This is a genomic window from Corynebacterium sp. CMW7794 (assembly GCF_001563605.1).
GTDB lineage: Bacteria > Actinomycetota > Actinomycetes > Mycobacteriales > Mycobacteriaceae > Corynebacterium > Corynebacterium phoceense.
In genome coordinates this window covers 76,446-91,124 of the sequence record NZ_KQ961763.1, presented here as the reverse complement: position 1 = coordinate 91,124, position 14,679 = coordinate 76,446, and the positions used below count along the sequence as shown (strand labels likewise).

Below are 14,679 nucleotides of genomic sequence, written 5' to 3'. Positions count from 1 at the left end.
ACAAAATCAATGCACTCTAAAACCGGAAGAGCCCCTAAAACTATTGTTGGCGCTGTCATCGCCATCGTCATCCTCGTCGCCGCAGCCCTCGTCATTCCTCATATCTATCCTCGGCGCCGTCTCCGGCCTTTCCTGCGGCGCCTACCAATACCAGGCCGCCTCCGGTCGCATTGTCTTTGAAGCAACCAGCACCCACGGCGACTCCGGCCCCCAGAACATCGCTGCTATGCCGCTCGACCGCATCATGCCCGCACTCGGCATCGACTCGGTCAACCTCTAAAGAATTGCCGCCCTCCTTGGCGGAACAACACAACTGCATAGGCCTCTCACAAGCCCCCGAGACTGTCTTGGAAGTAGGACTCCACGAAATCCCACTGCAACCGGCACCACACGCCATGTGGTGCCGGCTGCATTCGATTTCCTCGGTGTTCTTTTCCGCGAACGCTTGAGACGCGTGTGCCGCCGCGGAGCACAGTGCTCGGCGGCGGCACGGAGGAGGCCTTAGTTATTTAGGCTTCGGTACCAGCAATCGGCGTTGGCTTAATCTTCCAGACCTCGTTTGCGTAATCCGCGATGGTGCGGTCGGAGGAGAAGCGGCCGGAGTAGCAGATGTTGAGCCATGCCTTCTTCGCCCAGTTATCCGGGTCATCGACGTAGTCCTGAGCCATGCGGTCGCGGGTTTCGCGATAGTCAGCGAAGTCGCCGAGGACGTAGTAGGTGTCTTGAGCGTGCTCGCCCTGGCCATCGAGGAGGGAGGAACGCAGGTCGCCGAAGAGACCGGAGTTCTCGTGACCGAGCAATCCGTTGGTCAATGCGTCGAGAACGCGCTTGAGACCCGGAACCGTGTTGTAGAGCTCACCTGGGTTGTAGGACTTGCGCAGCTCCGGTAGTTCCTCGTTGCGGGCACCGAAGATGTAGGCGTTCTCCTCGCCGACAGCGTCGACGATCTCAACGTTCGCGCCGTCCATCGTTCCCAGAGTGAGTGCTCCGTTCATCATGAACTTCATGTTGGAGGTACCGGAGGCTTCCTTACCGGCGACGGAGATCTGCTCGGACACATCGGCGGCCGGGATGATCTTCTCGGCAGGGGAGACGTTGTAGTTCTCCACGAAGACGACACGGATGATGTCCTTGGTCGCCGGGTCGTTGTTGACCAGCTCGGCGATGGTGTTGATGAGCTTGATAATGGCCTTCGCACGCATGTAGCCCGGGGCTGCCTTGGCGCCGAAGATGAACGTGCGCTTCGGGACGGTCTCGCCGTCGTCCTTGATGCGGAAGTAGAGGTCCAAGATGTAGAGCGCGTTCATGAGCTGACGCTTGTACTCGTGCAGACGCTTGATTTGGACGTCGAAGATGGAATCCGGGTCGACCTCAGCGCCTTGGTGGTCCTTGACCCAGGCAGCAAAGTCGGCCTTGTTCTTGCGCTTGATGTCCTGGAGCTTGGCGAGCACTTTGGGGTTATCGGCCAGGGGCGCGAGTTCCTTGAGCGCGGTGAGGTTGGTGACCCACTCGTCCGAGCCGGACTGCTTGGTGAGCAGCTTGGCCAGACGCGGGTTACACATCTTCAGCCAGCGGCGCGGGGTGACGCCATTCGTCTTATTGTTGAACTTCTCCGGCCAGAGGTCGTACCACTCAGACAGAGTGTCCGCCTTGATGATCTCGGTGTGCAGGGCGGCCACGCCGTTGATAGAGAAGGCCGCGTAGCAGGCAATCCACGCCATGTGGACCTGGCCGTTGGAGACTGGAGCCATGTAATCGATGCGGCCTTGGTCGAGGCCACGCTCGGCCATCTCGGAACGGAAGCGGCGGTCGATTTCCTCGACGATTTCCCAGATGCGCCAGAACAGCTTCTGGAAGATGGAGACTTCCCAGCTCTCCAGGGCCTCAGCCAGGACGGTGTGGTTGGTGTAGGCGAAGGTCTTCTGGACGACGGCCCAAGCGTCATCCCAGCCCAGCTCGTGCTCATCCATCAGCAGGCGCATGAGCTCCGGGATAGCGAGCACCGGGTGGGTGTCGTTGAGCTGAATGGAGTTGTAGTCCGCGAAGCCCGTGAGGTCGTCGCCGTGGTCCTCGAGGTAGTCGTCGATCATCTGCTGCAGCGAGGCAGAGACGAAGAAGTACTGCTGGCGCACGCGCAGGACCTTGCCCTCGTACGTCGTGTCGTTGGGGTAGAGCACGCGACAGATGTCCATGACGCGCTCGCGCTCGACGATGGCGTCAGTAAAGCGCTGGGAGTTGAAGGCGTCGTAATCGAATTCGTCGATGGGCTCGGACTTCCACAGACGCAGCGTACCCACGTTGTCCGTGCCGTAACCGGTAATCGGCATGTCGTAGGGGATGGCGCGGACATCCATGTCGTCGAAGTGGACGCGGCGCTGGCTCGTGGCGCGGCGCACGACGAAGTCGTAGCCGTTTTCCATCCAGGAGTCCGGCTGTTCCTTCTGGTGGCCGTGGTCGAAAGATTGGCGGAACAGGCCGTAGCGATAGAGCAGACCGTAGCCGGTCACTGGGTAATCCTGCGTGACGGCGGAATCGAGGAAGCAAGCAGCAAGGCGGCCCAGGCCACCGTTGCCCAGCGCGGCATCGTGCTCGGCCTCGAGGACGTCGGTGAGCTCGCGGCCTGCGGCGCGGGAGGCGGCAACAGCGTCATCGACGAGGTCCAGGTTGGTTAAGTTGTTGAGCAGCGCGCGGCCCTGGAGGAATTCCGCGGAGAAGTAATGCTGACGGCGGGTCTTGCGGTATGCGCGGCGCGTGGCCTCCCAGTTGTCCGCAATCTGTTCCATGACGGCGGACGACAGTCCGGACCAGAATTTGCGGTCAGTAGCCGTGAGCGGGGTGACGCCAGCGGCAGCGCGGACGTGGCCTGGGATGGCCCTTTCAAATGCGGAGTGCGACATTTTTCCTCTACTGTTGTGGATGGAAACGAATGCACTCTATTTTAGCCGCGCGAGGTGACGTGTGCAGAGCGGCTAATGACGCGTCGCGCAAGCTTAATGCGCGAGATACGTGAGCGCCGCAGCGGCCGCGGCGCGGGTTGCCGCGTGGGCGGTCGGCTCATACTCCGGCAGGAAGTCTGCTTGGTGGTTGACTGGCGGATTATCCTGCTGATCCGCCGAGGTAGATCCCACAAACCAGTAGTAGTAGGGCACGCCCCAGGCCTGCGGCAGGTAGCAGAAGTCCTCGGAAGCGGTATTGGGTTCCCCGGTGACAGAGTCCTCGCCAAAGGTGGCGTCGAATACCTCGCGGACAGCCTCGTGCGCGGCAATGTCGTTATCAGTGACCTCACCGTGCGCATAAAATTCGAAAGTCGGCGGAAGCGGTGACCCCGAGGCGGTGCATTCGGCCTCAACGACGCGCTTGAGCGATGCATAGACGCGCTCAGCAATCGCGGGATCGTAGTACCGAGTATTGAGCACGAGCGTCGCGGAATCGGGGATGATGTTGTTCTTATCGCCCGAGTGCAGTTCGCCCACGGAAATGACAAAGAAGTCGCTCGGTGCGACCTCACGGCCGACGATTCCCTGGAGACGCACGACGATCATCGCCGCGATATAGGTCGCGTCGATTGATTTATGCGGCATGGACGCGTGCGCGGAACGGCCGTTGATGGTGATGCGGATGGAGTCGCAGCCGGCGAGCACCGGACCCGCGGCGGACTGCACCTGTCCTGCCGGCCCCGGCATGATGTGTTGGCCCAAGCAGATATCGGGCTTCGGCACGCGCCCCACTAGGTCATCGGCAATCATGAGCTTCGCGCCATCCGAGGTTTCCTCCGCAGGTTGGAAGAGTGCGAGGAAGGTGCCAGACCACGCGTCGCGTTCCGCGTCGAGGATGGAGCAGGCGCCCAACAAACCGGTGGCGTGCATGTCGTGGCCGCACGCATGCATGTTTCCATTCGTCGAGGCATACGCCGCGCCGGAAGCCTCCGCGATCGGCAGCGCGTCGAAGTCCGCGCGCACCAGGACGGTGGGACCTTCACCGTTGCGGAAGACGGCCACCATGCCATGCCCGCCGATGCCCCCAATAATCTCGCAGTCCAACGCCTCCAGGCGCTCCCGAATCCGGCTCGCCGTGCGCTCCTCTTCGTGGGAGAGCTCGGGGTTGCGGTGGAGGTCTTCGTAGAACTCGCGCTGCCACGACAGGTCAGCGGTGGTGTCGTGGAGAAGCTGGGCGATAGTAGAGGCATGGGATGTTGTTGCAGAAGACATGGATTTCACCTTACTCCCATGGGTAAGGTTGCCCTCATGCCTATTATTCAATTTGATGTCCTCGCCCCGGATGAGCAGAGCGAGAAGGTCCGCGGGGTTTTCCAGACTGCCGTCGATAAGCTCGTGCAGGCCGGCCGTATGACCTCGGCCAACGTGGAGCTTGTGACGAACCCGAAGCTGCCGGAGGGACTTGCCGACCAGCTGCGCCAGGTCTACCGCGACGAGCACGACGGCCAGGACTTGGAGTTCGCCTCCGTCTACCGTTACCCGATTGCCGTCGAGGGCCTCAACGGTTCTATCAACCAGCTCGCGATGGTGCTCTCACGCCTGCTGACCCCGCATGCGGAGTTGCCGCAGGATTACGTGCTACTCGAGAACGAGAAGGATTATGAGCTGCCCGCGATCTTCCCGTGGACGCTGGAGATCCTCCGCTAGACATCTCAGGCGACGGATATTGCATGTGTATTGGCGGTATTTTCTACCTCGGCCCGTCCATCGCGTGGAGCGAGGTGATATGTATCGCCGCTCATCGCCGAGCTGTCCTGTGGTGTGGGATCGGCCTGTAACGACGTATCCAAGATTGCGATTCTCACCGGCTCGGTGATTGCTGCAGTGATCGGCGCTACCATCCTGGGGCTGCGTAATCGCGTTTTGCGAGGCAGGAATCTACCGCGGAGGCGGAGGAATTCCCGGCAGTCGTTGTGACCTAGCCTCGTGAGCTGAAGCTGCGGGCTATAGCACGGCCGGCCTCGCGCAGTTGCTCCTGGAGCTCGCCTTTTTGGCTGAGCTCGGCAGACAGCACGCCTTCGGGGACGTTGGAGGCAAGTTCGCCCGCGACAACGGCGGCGGGGGTGGCGGAGTCTTCCGCGAGGTCGAGGAGCGTGCCTACGACCTTGCCGGTCGTGGACTGCTCGTCAAAGCGGCCTTCGCCGGTCACGAGGAGGGCGGCCTCGCGGAGACGTTCCGGAATTCCTAGGGCCTCGGCGACGAAGCGTCCGCCGGGCTCGAGCGTGGTGTGGTCCTCGGAGCCCCACAGAAGGGCAGAGACCCACGTGAGCCCGACCGGAATGCAGCCAGCCGCGCCGAAGCTCTCGCGATCGGCGTCGATGCCGGTGACCTCGCACAGACGCAGCATGGCGCCAGTAAGGAGCGCGACGTCCTCGCGGGTCGCGCCCTTTTGTGGGCCAAAGACGGCGGGGGCGTGGGCCGGCACCGTGCGCGTGTCCGCGAGCAACGTGTAGTCAAGCATCGCCGCCTTCATATTGAGCTGCGCGGTATCGATGGTGTCGAGTTGCACGAGTGCGGCGCCGCCCTTGGATAGCGCATAGCCGCGTGCGTCATGTGCGGCGGCACCGAGCGCGGTGAGAATGCCCGTGCCGCCGTCAATCGTGGCGGAGCCGCCGAGTCCCAGCACGATGTGCTTTGCGCCGCGCGACTCGGCATCCGCGATCAACACGCCGGTGCCATATGAATCTGCGGTGCGCGGCTCAAGCGCGTCCTTCACGGCGGGCAGACCCGTGGCCGCGGCGACGTCAATGTAGGCCGTCTGCGTGGACTGGTTGAGGAAGTAGGTTGCCTCGGTGAGCCGGCCCACGGCGTCGGTCGCTGGGAGCTGAACGGTGACCATGTGTTCGCCGCGGGCGGCTGCTGCCTCGGCGAGGACCTGGGCGGTGCCCTCGCCGCCGTCGGCCATAGGGAGGGTGACCACGGTGGCATCGGCAAGCTCGGCGCGGATGCCAGAGGCGATGCCTGCGGCGGCCTCGGCGGCGGTAGCCGAGCCTTTGAAAGAATCAGGGGCGACGATGATGAGGGGCGAATTCATAGAGACGAGTATAAAGGGTGGCGAAATCTCTCCAATTCTGTAGTTGTATAGAAATAGCTATAGAAATTTTTTGGAACCATTATTGCTGGTAGTGGCATTGATGTGGGGAAGCTAACGGGCGCGCGAGTTGCATTTTTGGGTGTGGCGGTGGAAACTATCAATCGTTAGGAATTAAGTCCCGTCACATGGGACGCTACATATAAAGGGGTCGCACATGACTGCATCGGTTGACACTCAAATTTCCGAGTATTACGACAAGCTTCTCAAGCGCAACGCTGGCGAACCGGAGTTTCACCAGGCTGTGTCCGAGGTTCTCGATTCTCTGAAGATCGTGCTGGGCAAGGACCCGCACTACGCCGACTATGGCCTCATTGAGCGTCTCTGCGAGCCGGAGCGCCAGCTCATCTTCCGTGTGCCGTGGACCGATGACAATGGCGACATTCAGGTCAACCGTGGCTTCCGCGTGCAGTTCAACTCCGCGCTCGGCCCCTACAAGGGTGGTCTGCGTTTCCACCCGTCCGTCAACCTGGGCATCATCAAGTTCCTGGGCTTCGAGCAGATCTTTAAGAACTCGCTCACCGGCCTGCCCATCGGCGGCGGCAAGGGCGGCTCGGACTTCGACCCCAAGGGGAAGTCGGACCGTGAAATCATGCGCTTCTGCCAGTCCTTCATGACGGAGCTCTACCGCCACATTGGCGAGTACCGCGACGTCCCAGCGGGTGACATCGGAGTTGGCGGCCGTGAGATCGGCTATCTCTTCGGTCAGTACCGCCGCCTGTCCAACCAGCACGAGTCCGGCGTCCTCACCGGCAAGGGTCTCACCTGGGGTGGCTCCCTCGTTCGCACCGAGGCCACTGGCTACGGTCTGGTCTACCTCACTAGCGAGATGATGAAGGCCCACAATGAATCCTTCGAGGGCGCCAAGGTTATCGTCTCCGGTTCCGGTAACGTTGCCATCTACGCCGCTGAGAAGGTTCAGCAACTGGGCGGCACCGTTGTCGCCATGTCTGACTCCTCCGGTTACGTCTCCACCCCGAACGGCGTGGACCTCGAGCTGCTCAAGGACATCAAGGAAGTTCGCCGCGCTCGTATCTCCGCGTACGCTGCCGAGGCCGGCAACGGCGCTGAGTACCACAAGGGCGGCAACATCTGGGAGGTCAAGGCCGACGTGGCTCTGCCGTGTGCCACCCAGAACGAGCTCGACGGCGAGTCTGCCAAGCTGCTCGCTGCCAACGGCACCCGTTACGTGGCGGAGGGCGCCAACATGCCGTCCACCCCGGAGGCTGTTCACTTCTTCCTGCAGAACGACATCCACTACGCGCCGGGCAAGGCTGCCAATGCCGGTGGCGTTGCAACGTCTGCGCTTGAGATGCAGCAGAACGCCTCCCGTGACTCCTGGTCCTTCGAATACACCGACCAGCGCCTCCACGAGATTATGTCCAACATCTTCAAGGACATCGACAAGACCGCGAAGGACTACGACCGCGAGGGCGATTACGTTGCCGGCGCGAATATCGCGGGCTTCAAGAAGGTTGCCGACGCTATGTTGGCGCAGGGTGTCATCTAGGGCTCCGATTCTTCCGGCTGCCTAAGCATTCCGCGGCTCCACTTTCCTCAGGGTTTGGTGGGGCCGCAGTTGTCTTTAGCGGAAACTCTTCACGTAGGCCGCTCGGTTGGGTAACCTGGGTCACAAAGGGAACTTTAAGGTATTTCAGAAGTAAAAGTAAGACGCCATCTGAAAGGAATTTCTCATGTCACGTATCACTTCTGTCTTCGCGAGTACCGTCCTCGCTGTTTCTTTGTCTGTGGCCCCTGCCCACGCGGCCATCGTGCGGGACGGCTCCGGTGGCTACGGCCAGATTGGTCAGGGTCCCATTGGTAACCCGGAGGCGGAGAGCGACTACGCCACTATTCACTACCCGCACCTTCCCACGGTTGTCCAGGGTCAAACGATGACCATCCGGCCGACCTCGATGACACGCCCGGACGGCTCCGTGGTGGCGGATCCGGCCGCGGAGGGGTACACGTTCTCCACGAATTTTGTCGATGACAACTACGAACTGCCATTTCGTGACGACATCGTCCAGGCCGCGCCCGATGGCACCCTGACTATCACGGCGAGCGATGCTGAATATCCCGGCATCAATGAAGTTGCTGTGGCCATCCATAATCCGAAGATTGGCCCCAGTGAGTACACCATCCTGCGCATTCACGTGGTACCGCCCACGCTCGCGGATGCGACTAACGAGAAGATGGACGTTGTCCACTACCGTGCCGTCATGGCGGAGCAGGGCTTTAGTACGACCCAGCCACCGGAGATCTGGTCGCGCGAGACGACCTCGCAGCTCAAAGATGGCCGCAGTGGTTACCGCTACGACATCGTGAGTCCGGATCCTGCGAAGGGTTGGACCGTGCCTGCCTGGGTGTCCGTCGATAAAGGCACGGGTAAGTTCACTGCGAATCCGCCCAAGGAACAGCCGAACGCGACGTTCGTTGTCCCGATTTCTATCCAGGATGTCGCCACCGGAGAGGTCACCATGTCGCAGGTAACGGTGCGCGTTGAGCCCGTGCGTGATGGGCAGGGACGATCGCGTGCGGAGCGTGCGCAGATGGTGAAGCTGTCGAGCGATATCTTTGCCGCGTTCTCGTCGCGCTAACGGGAAAGCCGCATTGAGCGATAATCTTGCGGACACTCGTGCGTGGGATCCCCGTTGTGGGGCGGAGTCCCACGTATTCTGGTGGGCATGTATCGCGTATTCGAGTCCCTTGACGAGCTTGTACAAATCCTGGAGCAGGCCTATGGCGTGCCCATGACGTCGAACTGCGTCGTCCCGCGCAACGATATGCTGGCACTTCTCGATGAGTTGCGCAATGCGCTGCCCGTCGAGCTCGATGATGCACAAGACGTGCTGGACCGCCAGGACGCCATCCTGGCCGGTGCGCAGGAGCGTGCTGACCAGACCATCGCGGACGCGGATCGCGATGCCCAGGACATGGTCGCGCGTGCACAAGAAGATTCGGATGGCATGCTCGCTGAGGCCCAGCAGCGTTCCACTTCGATGGTGGCACAGGCGGAAGATCGTGCCGCCCGTACCGTCGAGGATGCGCGTGCTGAGGCCGAGCGTCTTGTCGCACAGGGCAATCAGTCCTATGACCGTGCGGTGGCGGAAGGTCAGGCGGAGCAGGAGCGTTTGGTCTCCGAGTCTGAGGTCGTGCGCCGCGCGGATGACGAGGCACACCGCATCGTGGAGACCGCCCATGCGGAATCCTCGCGCCTGCGCCGCGAGTGTGATGATTTCGTCGACGAGAAGCTGTCTCAGTTCGAGGAATCGCTCACGGGCATCCTGCGTACCGTGGGCTCCGACCGTCAGGCTCTGCGCCGCGGCGCCGGTGCCTCCGGGCGCGGCGAAGAAGACTACAACGCGTACCGCGCGCAGCGCTAAGCGGGGAATAGCCCGGCGGCCCTAGCGGGTGTGCGCGTGGACGCGCGTGGGGGCATCGGCAGGCTGGGGGCGCCGGGTCTGTGCTGCCAGACCCGCGAAGAGCAGCGCGATGATGCTGCTGGGAATGGCGTAGAGGATCCACATTATGGTGAGCGACGTGGACCAATTGGCCGTGGCGTTGGTGCCAAACTCGAGTTCGTAGACGATATTCGTGAGGATCTCCACGGTGACCGTGCCGAGCATCATGCCAGCCACGGCAACGAAGACGGAGGCGACGGGGAACGTGCCGCGCCACGCTAAGACCGAGGCGGCGAAGATGCATAAACCCGAGGCGATAATGACCGTTACCGTGAAGGGGATTGGCAGCAGCGTAAAGATTCCGAAGCTGAGTCCGCAGGCGAACCCGCGGACGAGAAGCTGACGGAAGCCCAAGCACCGCGTGGTACCAGCGGTGCGGGGACGTGTGAAGTGGCGCGCAAGGAAGCCGATTCCCACGAGGAGAGCGCAGGGCACCACGGCAGCGAACACAAAAGCATGAAGGGCTTGTGGCGCCAGGGTGGCTACGGCGCTCGACGCGCTCGCGAGGGATTCGTTGGTCATAAGAAAAGAATAAGGACGTGCGCTACGCGGAAGAAAGCACTTTGGGTGTACTTAAAGGCCTTTGTGCGCACCTCGACAGGTGATTGCCAGAGAGCGGAGCAAATCTGTGTGCCCGGTAGGCGAACCGCCATGTATAGGGGCGTTCGGGGTAGGATATGTCATTGCTATGACTTCTCCACTTAAGTTTAATGTTGCGGACTTGCTGCGCGGACCGGATGCTGATGGCATGCCGCAGCAGCGCACGCAGACGGGGCCGGCGCCGGAGCGCATTGGTGTCGAAATGATTGCTATCCCCAAAGGTAGCGAGCTGGGCGTCGACGCGACGCTCACCCCGCTGGGCGGCGCGATTATGGTCGACGCCGATATCCATGGACAGTTGGAAGGCGAGTGCGCGCGGTGCTTGCGCCCGCTCACTCCGCCGGTGGACCTTCACATCACGCAGGTCTATGCCACGGACCCGGATTTCATTTCTGGTGATGCGGCGGATGAGGCGGACGAGGGCTCGGGTGACGAGACTCCGATCATCGAGGGTGACGAGATCGATATTCTTCAGGCCGTCATCGATGAGGCTGGCTTGACGCTGCCGTTTAACCCCACGTGTGAGGGCGGCTGCGACGTGCCGGAGGTCGAGGGCGTGACGCTGGGCACCTCAGGCGAAGAGGATAATACGACTGACCTGCGTTGGGCCGGACTGGAGAAGTTCCTGTGAGCAAGAAAACCAAGATGACGGGTGAAGAAGCGCTGGAGGCTGCGTTCAACTCGGTCGACCATGCGCCGCTGCTGGCGTCGCTCGGCATCGACATTCCGCATGACTTGCTCCGTCTTGCGCTGTCGCACCGTTCCTTCGCGAACGAGCACGGCCACTTGCCGAACAACGAACGACTGGAGTTTCTTGGTGACGCGGTGTTGGGCCTGTCCGTGGCCTCGCAGCTCTATACGCAGTACCCGTCGCGTCCTGAGTCTGATATCTCGAAGATGCGCGCGTCCATCGTCTCGCGCTACGGCTTGTCTGACATCGCACGCGAAATTGGCCTGGGTCAGTACATCCTGCTGGGCAAGGGCGAGACGACCACGGGCGGCGCAGATAAAGACTCCATCCTGGCAGACACGATGGAGGCCCTTTTGGGCGCCATCTACCGCACGCATGGTTTTGAGCCAGCGCGCGCCGTGATTCTCACTCTGTTTAAGAAGAAGATCGACAACGCCACTGCCTCGGGCCGTCATTTGGACTGGAAGACGAACCTGCAGGAGTTGTGCGCGGAGCTGCGCGCGCCCATGCCGGTGTATTCGGCGACGTCCACCGGCCCCGAGCATGCGCAGACTTTCACCGCATACGCGCATGTCGCGGGTAAAGAGCTAGGAGTGGGTACCGGTCAGAACAAGAAGCTGGCCGAACAACAGGCAGCAGAAAAGGCCCACGGCGCGCTGACGGAGCACCCGGAGCTCGTTGCTGGCACCGTTGATAAGTGGACCCAGAGCTAGGTCTGCATGCCGGAACTTCCTGAGGTCGAGTCTGTCCGCCGGGGGTTGGTGGGCTATCTGCCGGGCCGCACGTTTGAACGCGTGGAGGTCCTTCACCCGCGGTCGAACAGGGGACAACTGGCGCCGCTGGCGGGCCTGCTCGTGGGGCGCACCGTCGCGGATGTCGCGCGCCGGGGCAAGTTCATGTGGCTCGAATTCGAGGGGGAGGACCGCAGTGATTCGCACCGCGACGTTCTCCATGTGCACCTGGGCATGTCGGGACAAATGCGGGTGGGCGAGGTTTCGTCGAAACACGTGCGGGTGCGCGCGAAGTTATCGGAGGGACTCGAACTGTCCTTTATCGACCAGCGCACGTTCGGCTATTGGCTCTATGGTCCCTGGTCGAAGATTGCACATATCGCGCCTGATCCCTTGGAACCAGCCTTCGATGTCGTGGCGACCGCGCGACGGCTGCGGCGAAAGAAGAGCGCCGTGAAAGTCGCGCTCATGGACCAGACCGTGGTGAGCGGAATTGGCAATATCTACGCGGACGAGGCGTTCTGGGCGGCGGGGATCCGACCGACGCGGCGCGCCTCGAGCCTGTTGCAACGTGAGGCGGTGGCGCTCCTCGGAGCGGCGTCGGACGTCATGGGGCGCGCGCTCGCGGTGGGCGGCACGAGCTTCGACGCCTTGTACGTCAACGTCAATGGCGAATCCGGATACTTTGACCGCTCCTTGCACGCGTATGGGCGAGACGGCGAACCCTGCGATCGGTGCGGCACGCCGCTGACCAAGATCGTGGTGGGCGGGCGCGGCACGCACTACTGTCCGAATTGTCAAAAATAGGGGAGAGTGAGATGTCTCCTGCCGCATGAGATAGGTAGATCCGGCTCACATACCCTATTGTTTTCTGCATGCAGGAAATTTTCAGCACCGTGCTCGGTGCGATTAACAACACTCTGTGGACATGGGTCCTTCCGTGGCTGCTCATCGCCGCGGGTCTCTTCTTTGGTTTCCGGACTGCCGTCGTGCAGATCCGTATGGTTCCCGATATGTTCAAGGCCATCGTCGAGCGCCCCAAGGGCGTGGGCGCCGACGAGGACGAGGAATACGGCGGCATCTCCGCGTTTAAGGCGTTCACCATTTCCGCGGCGTCGCGCGTGGGCACCGGCAACGTCGCCGGCGTGGCCGTCGCGATTTCCGTCGGTGGACCGGGCGCGGTGTTCTGGATGTGGGTGATTGCCATCCTCGGTGGCGCGACGGCCTTCATCGAGTCGACGCTCGCTCAGCTGTGGAAGATCCGCGACGGGGATACCTACCGCGGTGGCCCGGCGTACTACATGAGCCGCGGCCTGGGCTGGAAGAAGCTGGCGGCGGTCTTCTCCGTGGCCATCGCCATTACCTTCGGCTGGCTCTACGAAGCATTCCAGACCAACGCTATTTCTGAGTCCTTCGCGACCTCCTTCAACCAGGACTCCACGACATTTAAGGCCATCATCGGTCTGGCCGTTGCATTTGTCTCGGGTCTCATCATCATCGGTGGCGTGAAGCGCATTGCCAACATCACGCAGGTCGTCGTGCCCTTCATGGCGCTGGCATACCTCGCCGTTGGTCTCGTGGTCATCGTCATCAACATCGGTGAAGTGCCTGCAATGTTCCTCCACATTGTGGAGTCGGCCTTCGGCTTCAGCGAGGTCGCGGGCGCGACACTCGGCATGGCACTGATGAAGGGTATTCAGCGCGGCCTGTTCTCCAATGAGGCCGGTGAGGGATCTGCCCCGAACGCTGCGGCCACCGCGACGGTCTCGCACCCGGTCAAGCAGGGACTCGTGCAGACGCTCGGCGTCTACTTCGATACCCTCGTCGTCTGTTCCATCACCGCGTTCATCATCCTGCTGGGCACGGACTTCGAGTCCTTCGGCAGCGACGAGATCGCTGGCGTGGCCCTCACGCAGTCCTCGCTGAGCAACGTCGTGGGTGCATGGGGTACGCACTTCATCACCTTCATTTTGTTCTTCCTGGCCTTCTCTTCGGTGCTAGGAAACTACTACCTTGCGGAATCCAATATCACCTACCTCTTCAAGCAGAAGTGGGCGCTGTGGGGCTTCCGCGTTATCTCTGTGGCTTTCGTCTTCTACGGCGCCGTGGCCCCGCTGGGCACTGTCTTCGACCTGGCCGATACCGGTGCTGCCATCATGGTGCTGCTCAACGTCGCAGCCATCGTGCCGCTGTCGGGTGTGGCCATCAAGCTGCTCAAGAACTACAACGAACAGCGTCGCCAGGGCGTCGACCCCGTCTTCCACCGCGATATGCTGCCGGGCGTGTCCAACATCGAGGTCTGGGACGGTTCCGATCCTGTGACGCGTCGTAGCGTGGAAGACCGCCAGCACTTGAACGATAGTCTGGGAGACCACACCAACTTCCGCGAGTTCTAACTCGCCACGAGAAACCCAGATACCGAAATTTAAGGAGACCTCACCCCATGGTTCGCATGACCGCATTTGTTCACGGCTACGTCCAAGGAGTGGGGTTTCGTTGGTGGGTGCGCTCCCGCGCCCTAGAACTTGGCTTGGTCGGGCACGCCACAAACTTGAGCGACGGCCGCGTCCAAATCGTCGCGGAAGGGCCGCGCGAGGTCTGTGAGCGCCTCCTTGAGCTCACCCGTGAGCAGCCGTCCACGACGCGCCGCCCCGGCACGGTCGACACGGTCGTTCCGCAGTGGGCAGAGCCCAAGGGCGAATCGGGCTTTGTCGAACGCTAGACACTACGGGGAAGGTGGCTCATCCATCGCGTGGTGAGCACCGCAACGTCGAGCGACATAGTGCGGGGGACGCCGGCGCGGAGGAGTACAGCGTAGGGACGGAGGGCATCGGCAAGCTCAAAGACGTGCTGCCAGCCCTCGGCGCCCGCGTCGTTATCCGCGGCGAGCACGGCCACCCGCACGGAAGTGCCGGTATAAGGCCGAGCGCGCAATACCTGATTCCCGCACGATATCCGTGACGGTGATTGTCTCCCCTTCCTGCTCACCAGCGAGATGATTGAGTGCGCCAACGACACGATCGAAAGCGCTGTGTGCGGAGGCGTCATTGGCTTCGCGCACGGCGCGCAGTTGTGAATCGGAATGGAAAATCATGGGTAAGTTTGT

At 61.8% G+C, this 14,679-nt stretch carries 15 protein-coding genes; 10 read left to right on the top strand and 5 right to left on the bottom strand.

Annotation, left to right across the window (positions count from 1 at the left end; genetic code table 11):
* Positions 1–280 (top strand): hypothetical protein (locus tag HMPREF3227_RS10160; protein ID WP_231732350.1); only part of this gene is annotated, 280 nt, incomplete at its 5' end.
* 229 nt (positions 281–509) lie between these two features.
* Here HMPREF3227_RS10160 and HMPREF3227_RS10155 read toward each other — a convergent pair.
* Both HMPREF3227_RS10155 and HMPREF3227_RS10150 read right to left on the bottom strand, forming a co-directional pair.
* Positions 510–2,897, bottom strand: a complete 2,388-nt coding sequence (locus tag HMPREF3227_RS10155; RefSeq protein ID WP_066512797.1) for a glycogen/starch/alpha-glucan phosphorylase — start codon at positions 2,895–2,897, stop codon at positions 510–512.
* 93 nt (positions 2,898–2,990) lie between these two features.
* Positions 2,991–4,208 (bottom strand): amidohydrolase, encoded by a 1,218-nt coding sequence (locus tag HMPREF3227_RS10150; RefSeq protein WP_066487058.1) that lies wholly within the window; start codon positions 4,206–4,208, stop codon positions 2,991–2,993.
* A 36-nt stretch (positions 4,209–4,244) separates the two neighbouring features.
* Here HMPREF3227_RS10150 and HMPREF3227_RS10145 point away from each other — a divergent pair, with 36 nt between their 5' ends.
* Positions 4,245–4,643 (top strand): hypothetical protein, encoded by a 399-nt coding sequence (locus HMPREF3227_RS10145; protein WP_066487223.1) that lies wholly within the window; start codon positions 4,245–4,247, stop codon positions 4,641–4,643.
* Positions 4,644–4,914: 271 nt separating this feature from the next.
* On the opposite strand, the gene HMPREF3227_RS10140 is transcribed toward HMPREF3227_RS10145, so the two are convergent.
* Positions 4,915–6,030 carry a glycerate kinase gene (locus tag HMPREF3227_RS10140; RefSeq protein WP_066487056.1) on the bottom strand — a complete coding sequence of 372 codons (1,116 nt, stop codon included), beginning with the start codon at positions 6,028–6,030 and terminating at the stop codon, positions 4,915–4,917.
* 214 nt (positions 6,031–6,244) lie between these two features.
* Here HMPREF3227_RS10140 and gdhA point away from each other — a divergent pair, with 214 nt between their 5' ends.
* The 3 genes from gdhA to HMPREF3227_RS10125 all read left to right on the top strand — a co-directional run bounded on the left by gdhA (position 6,245) and on the right by HMPREF3227_RS10125 (position 9,473).
* Positions 6,245–7,597 carry an NADP-specific glutamate dehydrogenase gene (gene gdhA, locus HMPREF3227_RS10135; RefSeq protein WP_066512792.1) on the top strand — a complete coding sequence of 451 codons (1,353 nt, stop codon included), beginning with the start codon at positions 6,245–6,247 and terminating at the stop codon, positions 7,595–7,597.
* A gap of 184 nt (positions 7,598–7,781) precedes the next feature.
* Positions 7,782–8,687 (top strand): hypothetical protein, encoded by a 906-nt coding sequence (locus tag HMPREF3227_RS10130; RefSeq protein WP_066512783.1) that lies wholly within the window; start codon positions 7,782–7,784, stop codon positions 8,685–8,687.
* 87 nt (positions 8,688–8,774) lie between these two features.
* Positions 8,775–9,473 (top strand): DivIVA domain-containing protein, encoded by a 699-nt coding sequence (locus tag HMPREF3227_RS10125; protein WP_066487040.1) that lies wholly within the window; start codon positions 8,775–8,777, stop codon positions 9,471–9,473.
* 21 nt (positions 9,474–9,494) lie between these two features.
* Here HMPREF3227_RS10125 and HMPREF3227_RS10120 read toward each other — a convergent pair whose 3' ends face one another.
* Positions 9,495–10,073 carry a hypothetical protein gene (locus tag HMPREF3227_RS10120; protein ID WP_066487036.1) on the bottom strand — a complete coding sequence of 193 codons (579 nt, stop codon included), beginning with the start codon at positions 10,071–10,073 and terminating at the stop codon, positions 9,495–9,497.
* Between the two features lie 166 nt (positions 10,074–10,239).
* Here HMPREF3227_RS10120 and HMPREF3227_RS10115 point away from each other — a divergent pair, with 166 nt between their 5' ends.
* The 5 genes from HMPREF3227_RS10115 (at position 10,240) to HMPREF3227_RS10095 (ending at position 14,295) form a co-directional block, all read left to right on the top strand.
* On the top strand, positions 10,240–10,782 hold the full coding sequence (locus HMPREF3227_RS10115) for a YceD family protein (protein ID WP_066487033.1): 543 nt from the start codon (positions 10,240–10,242) through the stop codon (positions 10,780–10,782).
* Positions 10,779–11,555, top strand: a complete 777-nt coding sequence (gene rnc, locus HMPREF3227_RS10110) for a ribonuclease III (RefSeq protein ID WP_066512772.1) — start codon at positions 10,779–10,781, stop codon at positions 11,553–11,555. The genes HMPREF3227_RS10115 and rnc overlap by 4 nt, the downstream gene beginning before the upstream one ends.
* 6 nt (positions 11,556–11,561) lie before the next feature.
* Complete coding sequence (gene mutM, locus HMPREF3227_RS10105) at positions 11,562–12,380, top strand: bifunctional DNA-formamidopyrimidine glycosylase/DNA-(apurinic or apyrimidinic site) lyase (protein ID WP_066487030.1); 819 nt, start codon at positions 11,562–11,564, stop codon at positions 12,378–12,380.
* A 68-nt stretch (positions 12,381–12,448) separates the two neighbouring features.
* Complete coding sequence (locus tag HMPREF3227_RS10100) at positions 12,449–13,969, top strand: alanine/glycine:cation symporter family protein (RefSeq protein WP_066487028.1); 1,521 nt, start codon at positions 12,449–12,451, stop codon at positions 13,967–13,969.
* Between the two features lie 47 nt (positions 13,970–14,016).
* Positions 14,017–14,295 carry an acylphosphatase gene (locus tag HMPREF3227_RS10095; RefSeq protein ID WP_066512765.1) on the top strand — a complete coding sequence of 93 codons (279 nt, stop codon included), beginning with the start codon at positions 14,017–14,019 and terminating at the stop codon, positions 14,293–14,295.
* Here HMPREF3227_RS10095 and HMPREF3227_RS10090 read toward each other — a convergent pair.
* The gene (locus HMPREF3227_RS10090) at positions 14,292–14,507 is read right to left on the bottom strand and encodes a hypothetical protein (RefSeq protein WP_197429526.1); all 216 of its coding nucleotides are present in this window, start codon (positions 14,505–14,507) and stop codon (positions 14,292–14,294) included. The genes HMPREF3227_RS10095 and HMPREF3227_RS10090 overlap by 4 nt on opposite strands.
* Positions 14,508–14,679: the final 172 nt, after the last annotated feature.

Excerpts from the sequence above, each read along its gene's own strand:
- HMPREF3227_RS10140 (WP_066487056.1), bottom strand. The coding sequence starts at position 6,030 with ATGAATTCGCCCCTCATCATCGTCGCCCCTGATTCTTTCAAAGGCTCG.
- HMPREF3227_RS10095 (WP_066512765.1), top strand. The coding sequence starts at position 14,017 with ATGGTTCGCATGACCGCATTTGTTCACGGCTACGTCCAAGGAGTGGGG.
- HMPREF3227_RS10145 (WP_066487223.1), top strand. The coding sequence starts at position 4,245 with ATGCCTATTATTCAATTTGATGTCCTCGCCCCGGATGAGCAGAGCGAG.
- HMPREF3227_RS10120 (WP_066487036.1), bottom strand. The coding sequence starts at position 10,073 with ATGACCAACGAATCCCTCGCGAGCGCGTCGAGCGCCGTAGCCACCCTG.
- HMPREF3227_RS10150 (WP_066487058.1), bottom strand. The coding sequence starts at position 4,208 with ATGTCTTCTGCAACAACATCCCATGCCTCTACTATCGCCCAGCTTCTC.
- HMPREF3227_RS10155 (WP_066512797.1), bottom strand. The coding sequence starts at position 2,897 with ATGTCGCACTCCGCATTTGAAAGGGCCATCCCAGGCCACGTCCGCGCT.
- HMPREF3227_RS10100 (WP_066487028.1), top strand. The coding sequence starts at position 12,449 with ATGCAGGAAATTTTCAGCACCGTGCTCGGTGCGATTAACAACACTCTG.
- mutM (WP_066487030.1), top strand. The coding sequence starts at position 11,562 with ATGCCGGAACTTCCTGAGGTCGAGTCTGTCCGCCGGGGGTTGGTGGGC.
- HMPREF3227_RS10115 (WP_066487033.1), top strand. The coding sequence starts at position 10,240 with ATGACTTCTCCACTTAAGTTTAATGTTGCGGACTTGCTGCGCGGACCG.
- HMPREF3227_RS10125 (WP_066487040.1), top strand. The coding sequence starts at position 8,775 with ATGTATCGCGTATTCGAGTCCCTTGACGAGCTTGTACAAATCCTGGAG.
- HMPREF3227_RS10130 (WP_066512783.1), top strand. The coding sequence starts at position 7,782 with ATGTCACGTATCACTTCTGTCTTCGCGAGTACCGTCCTCGCTGTTTCT.
- gdhA (WP_066512792.1), top strand. The coding sequence starts at position 6,245 with ATGACTGCATCGGTTGACACTCAAATTTCCGAGTATTACGACAAGCTT.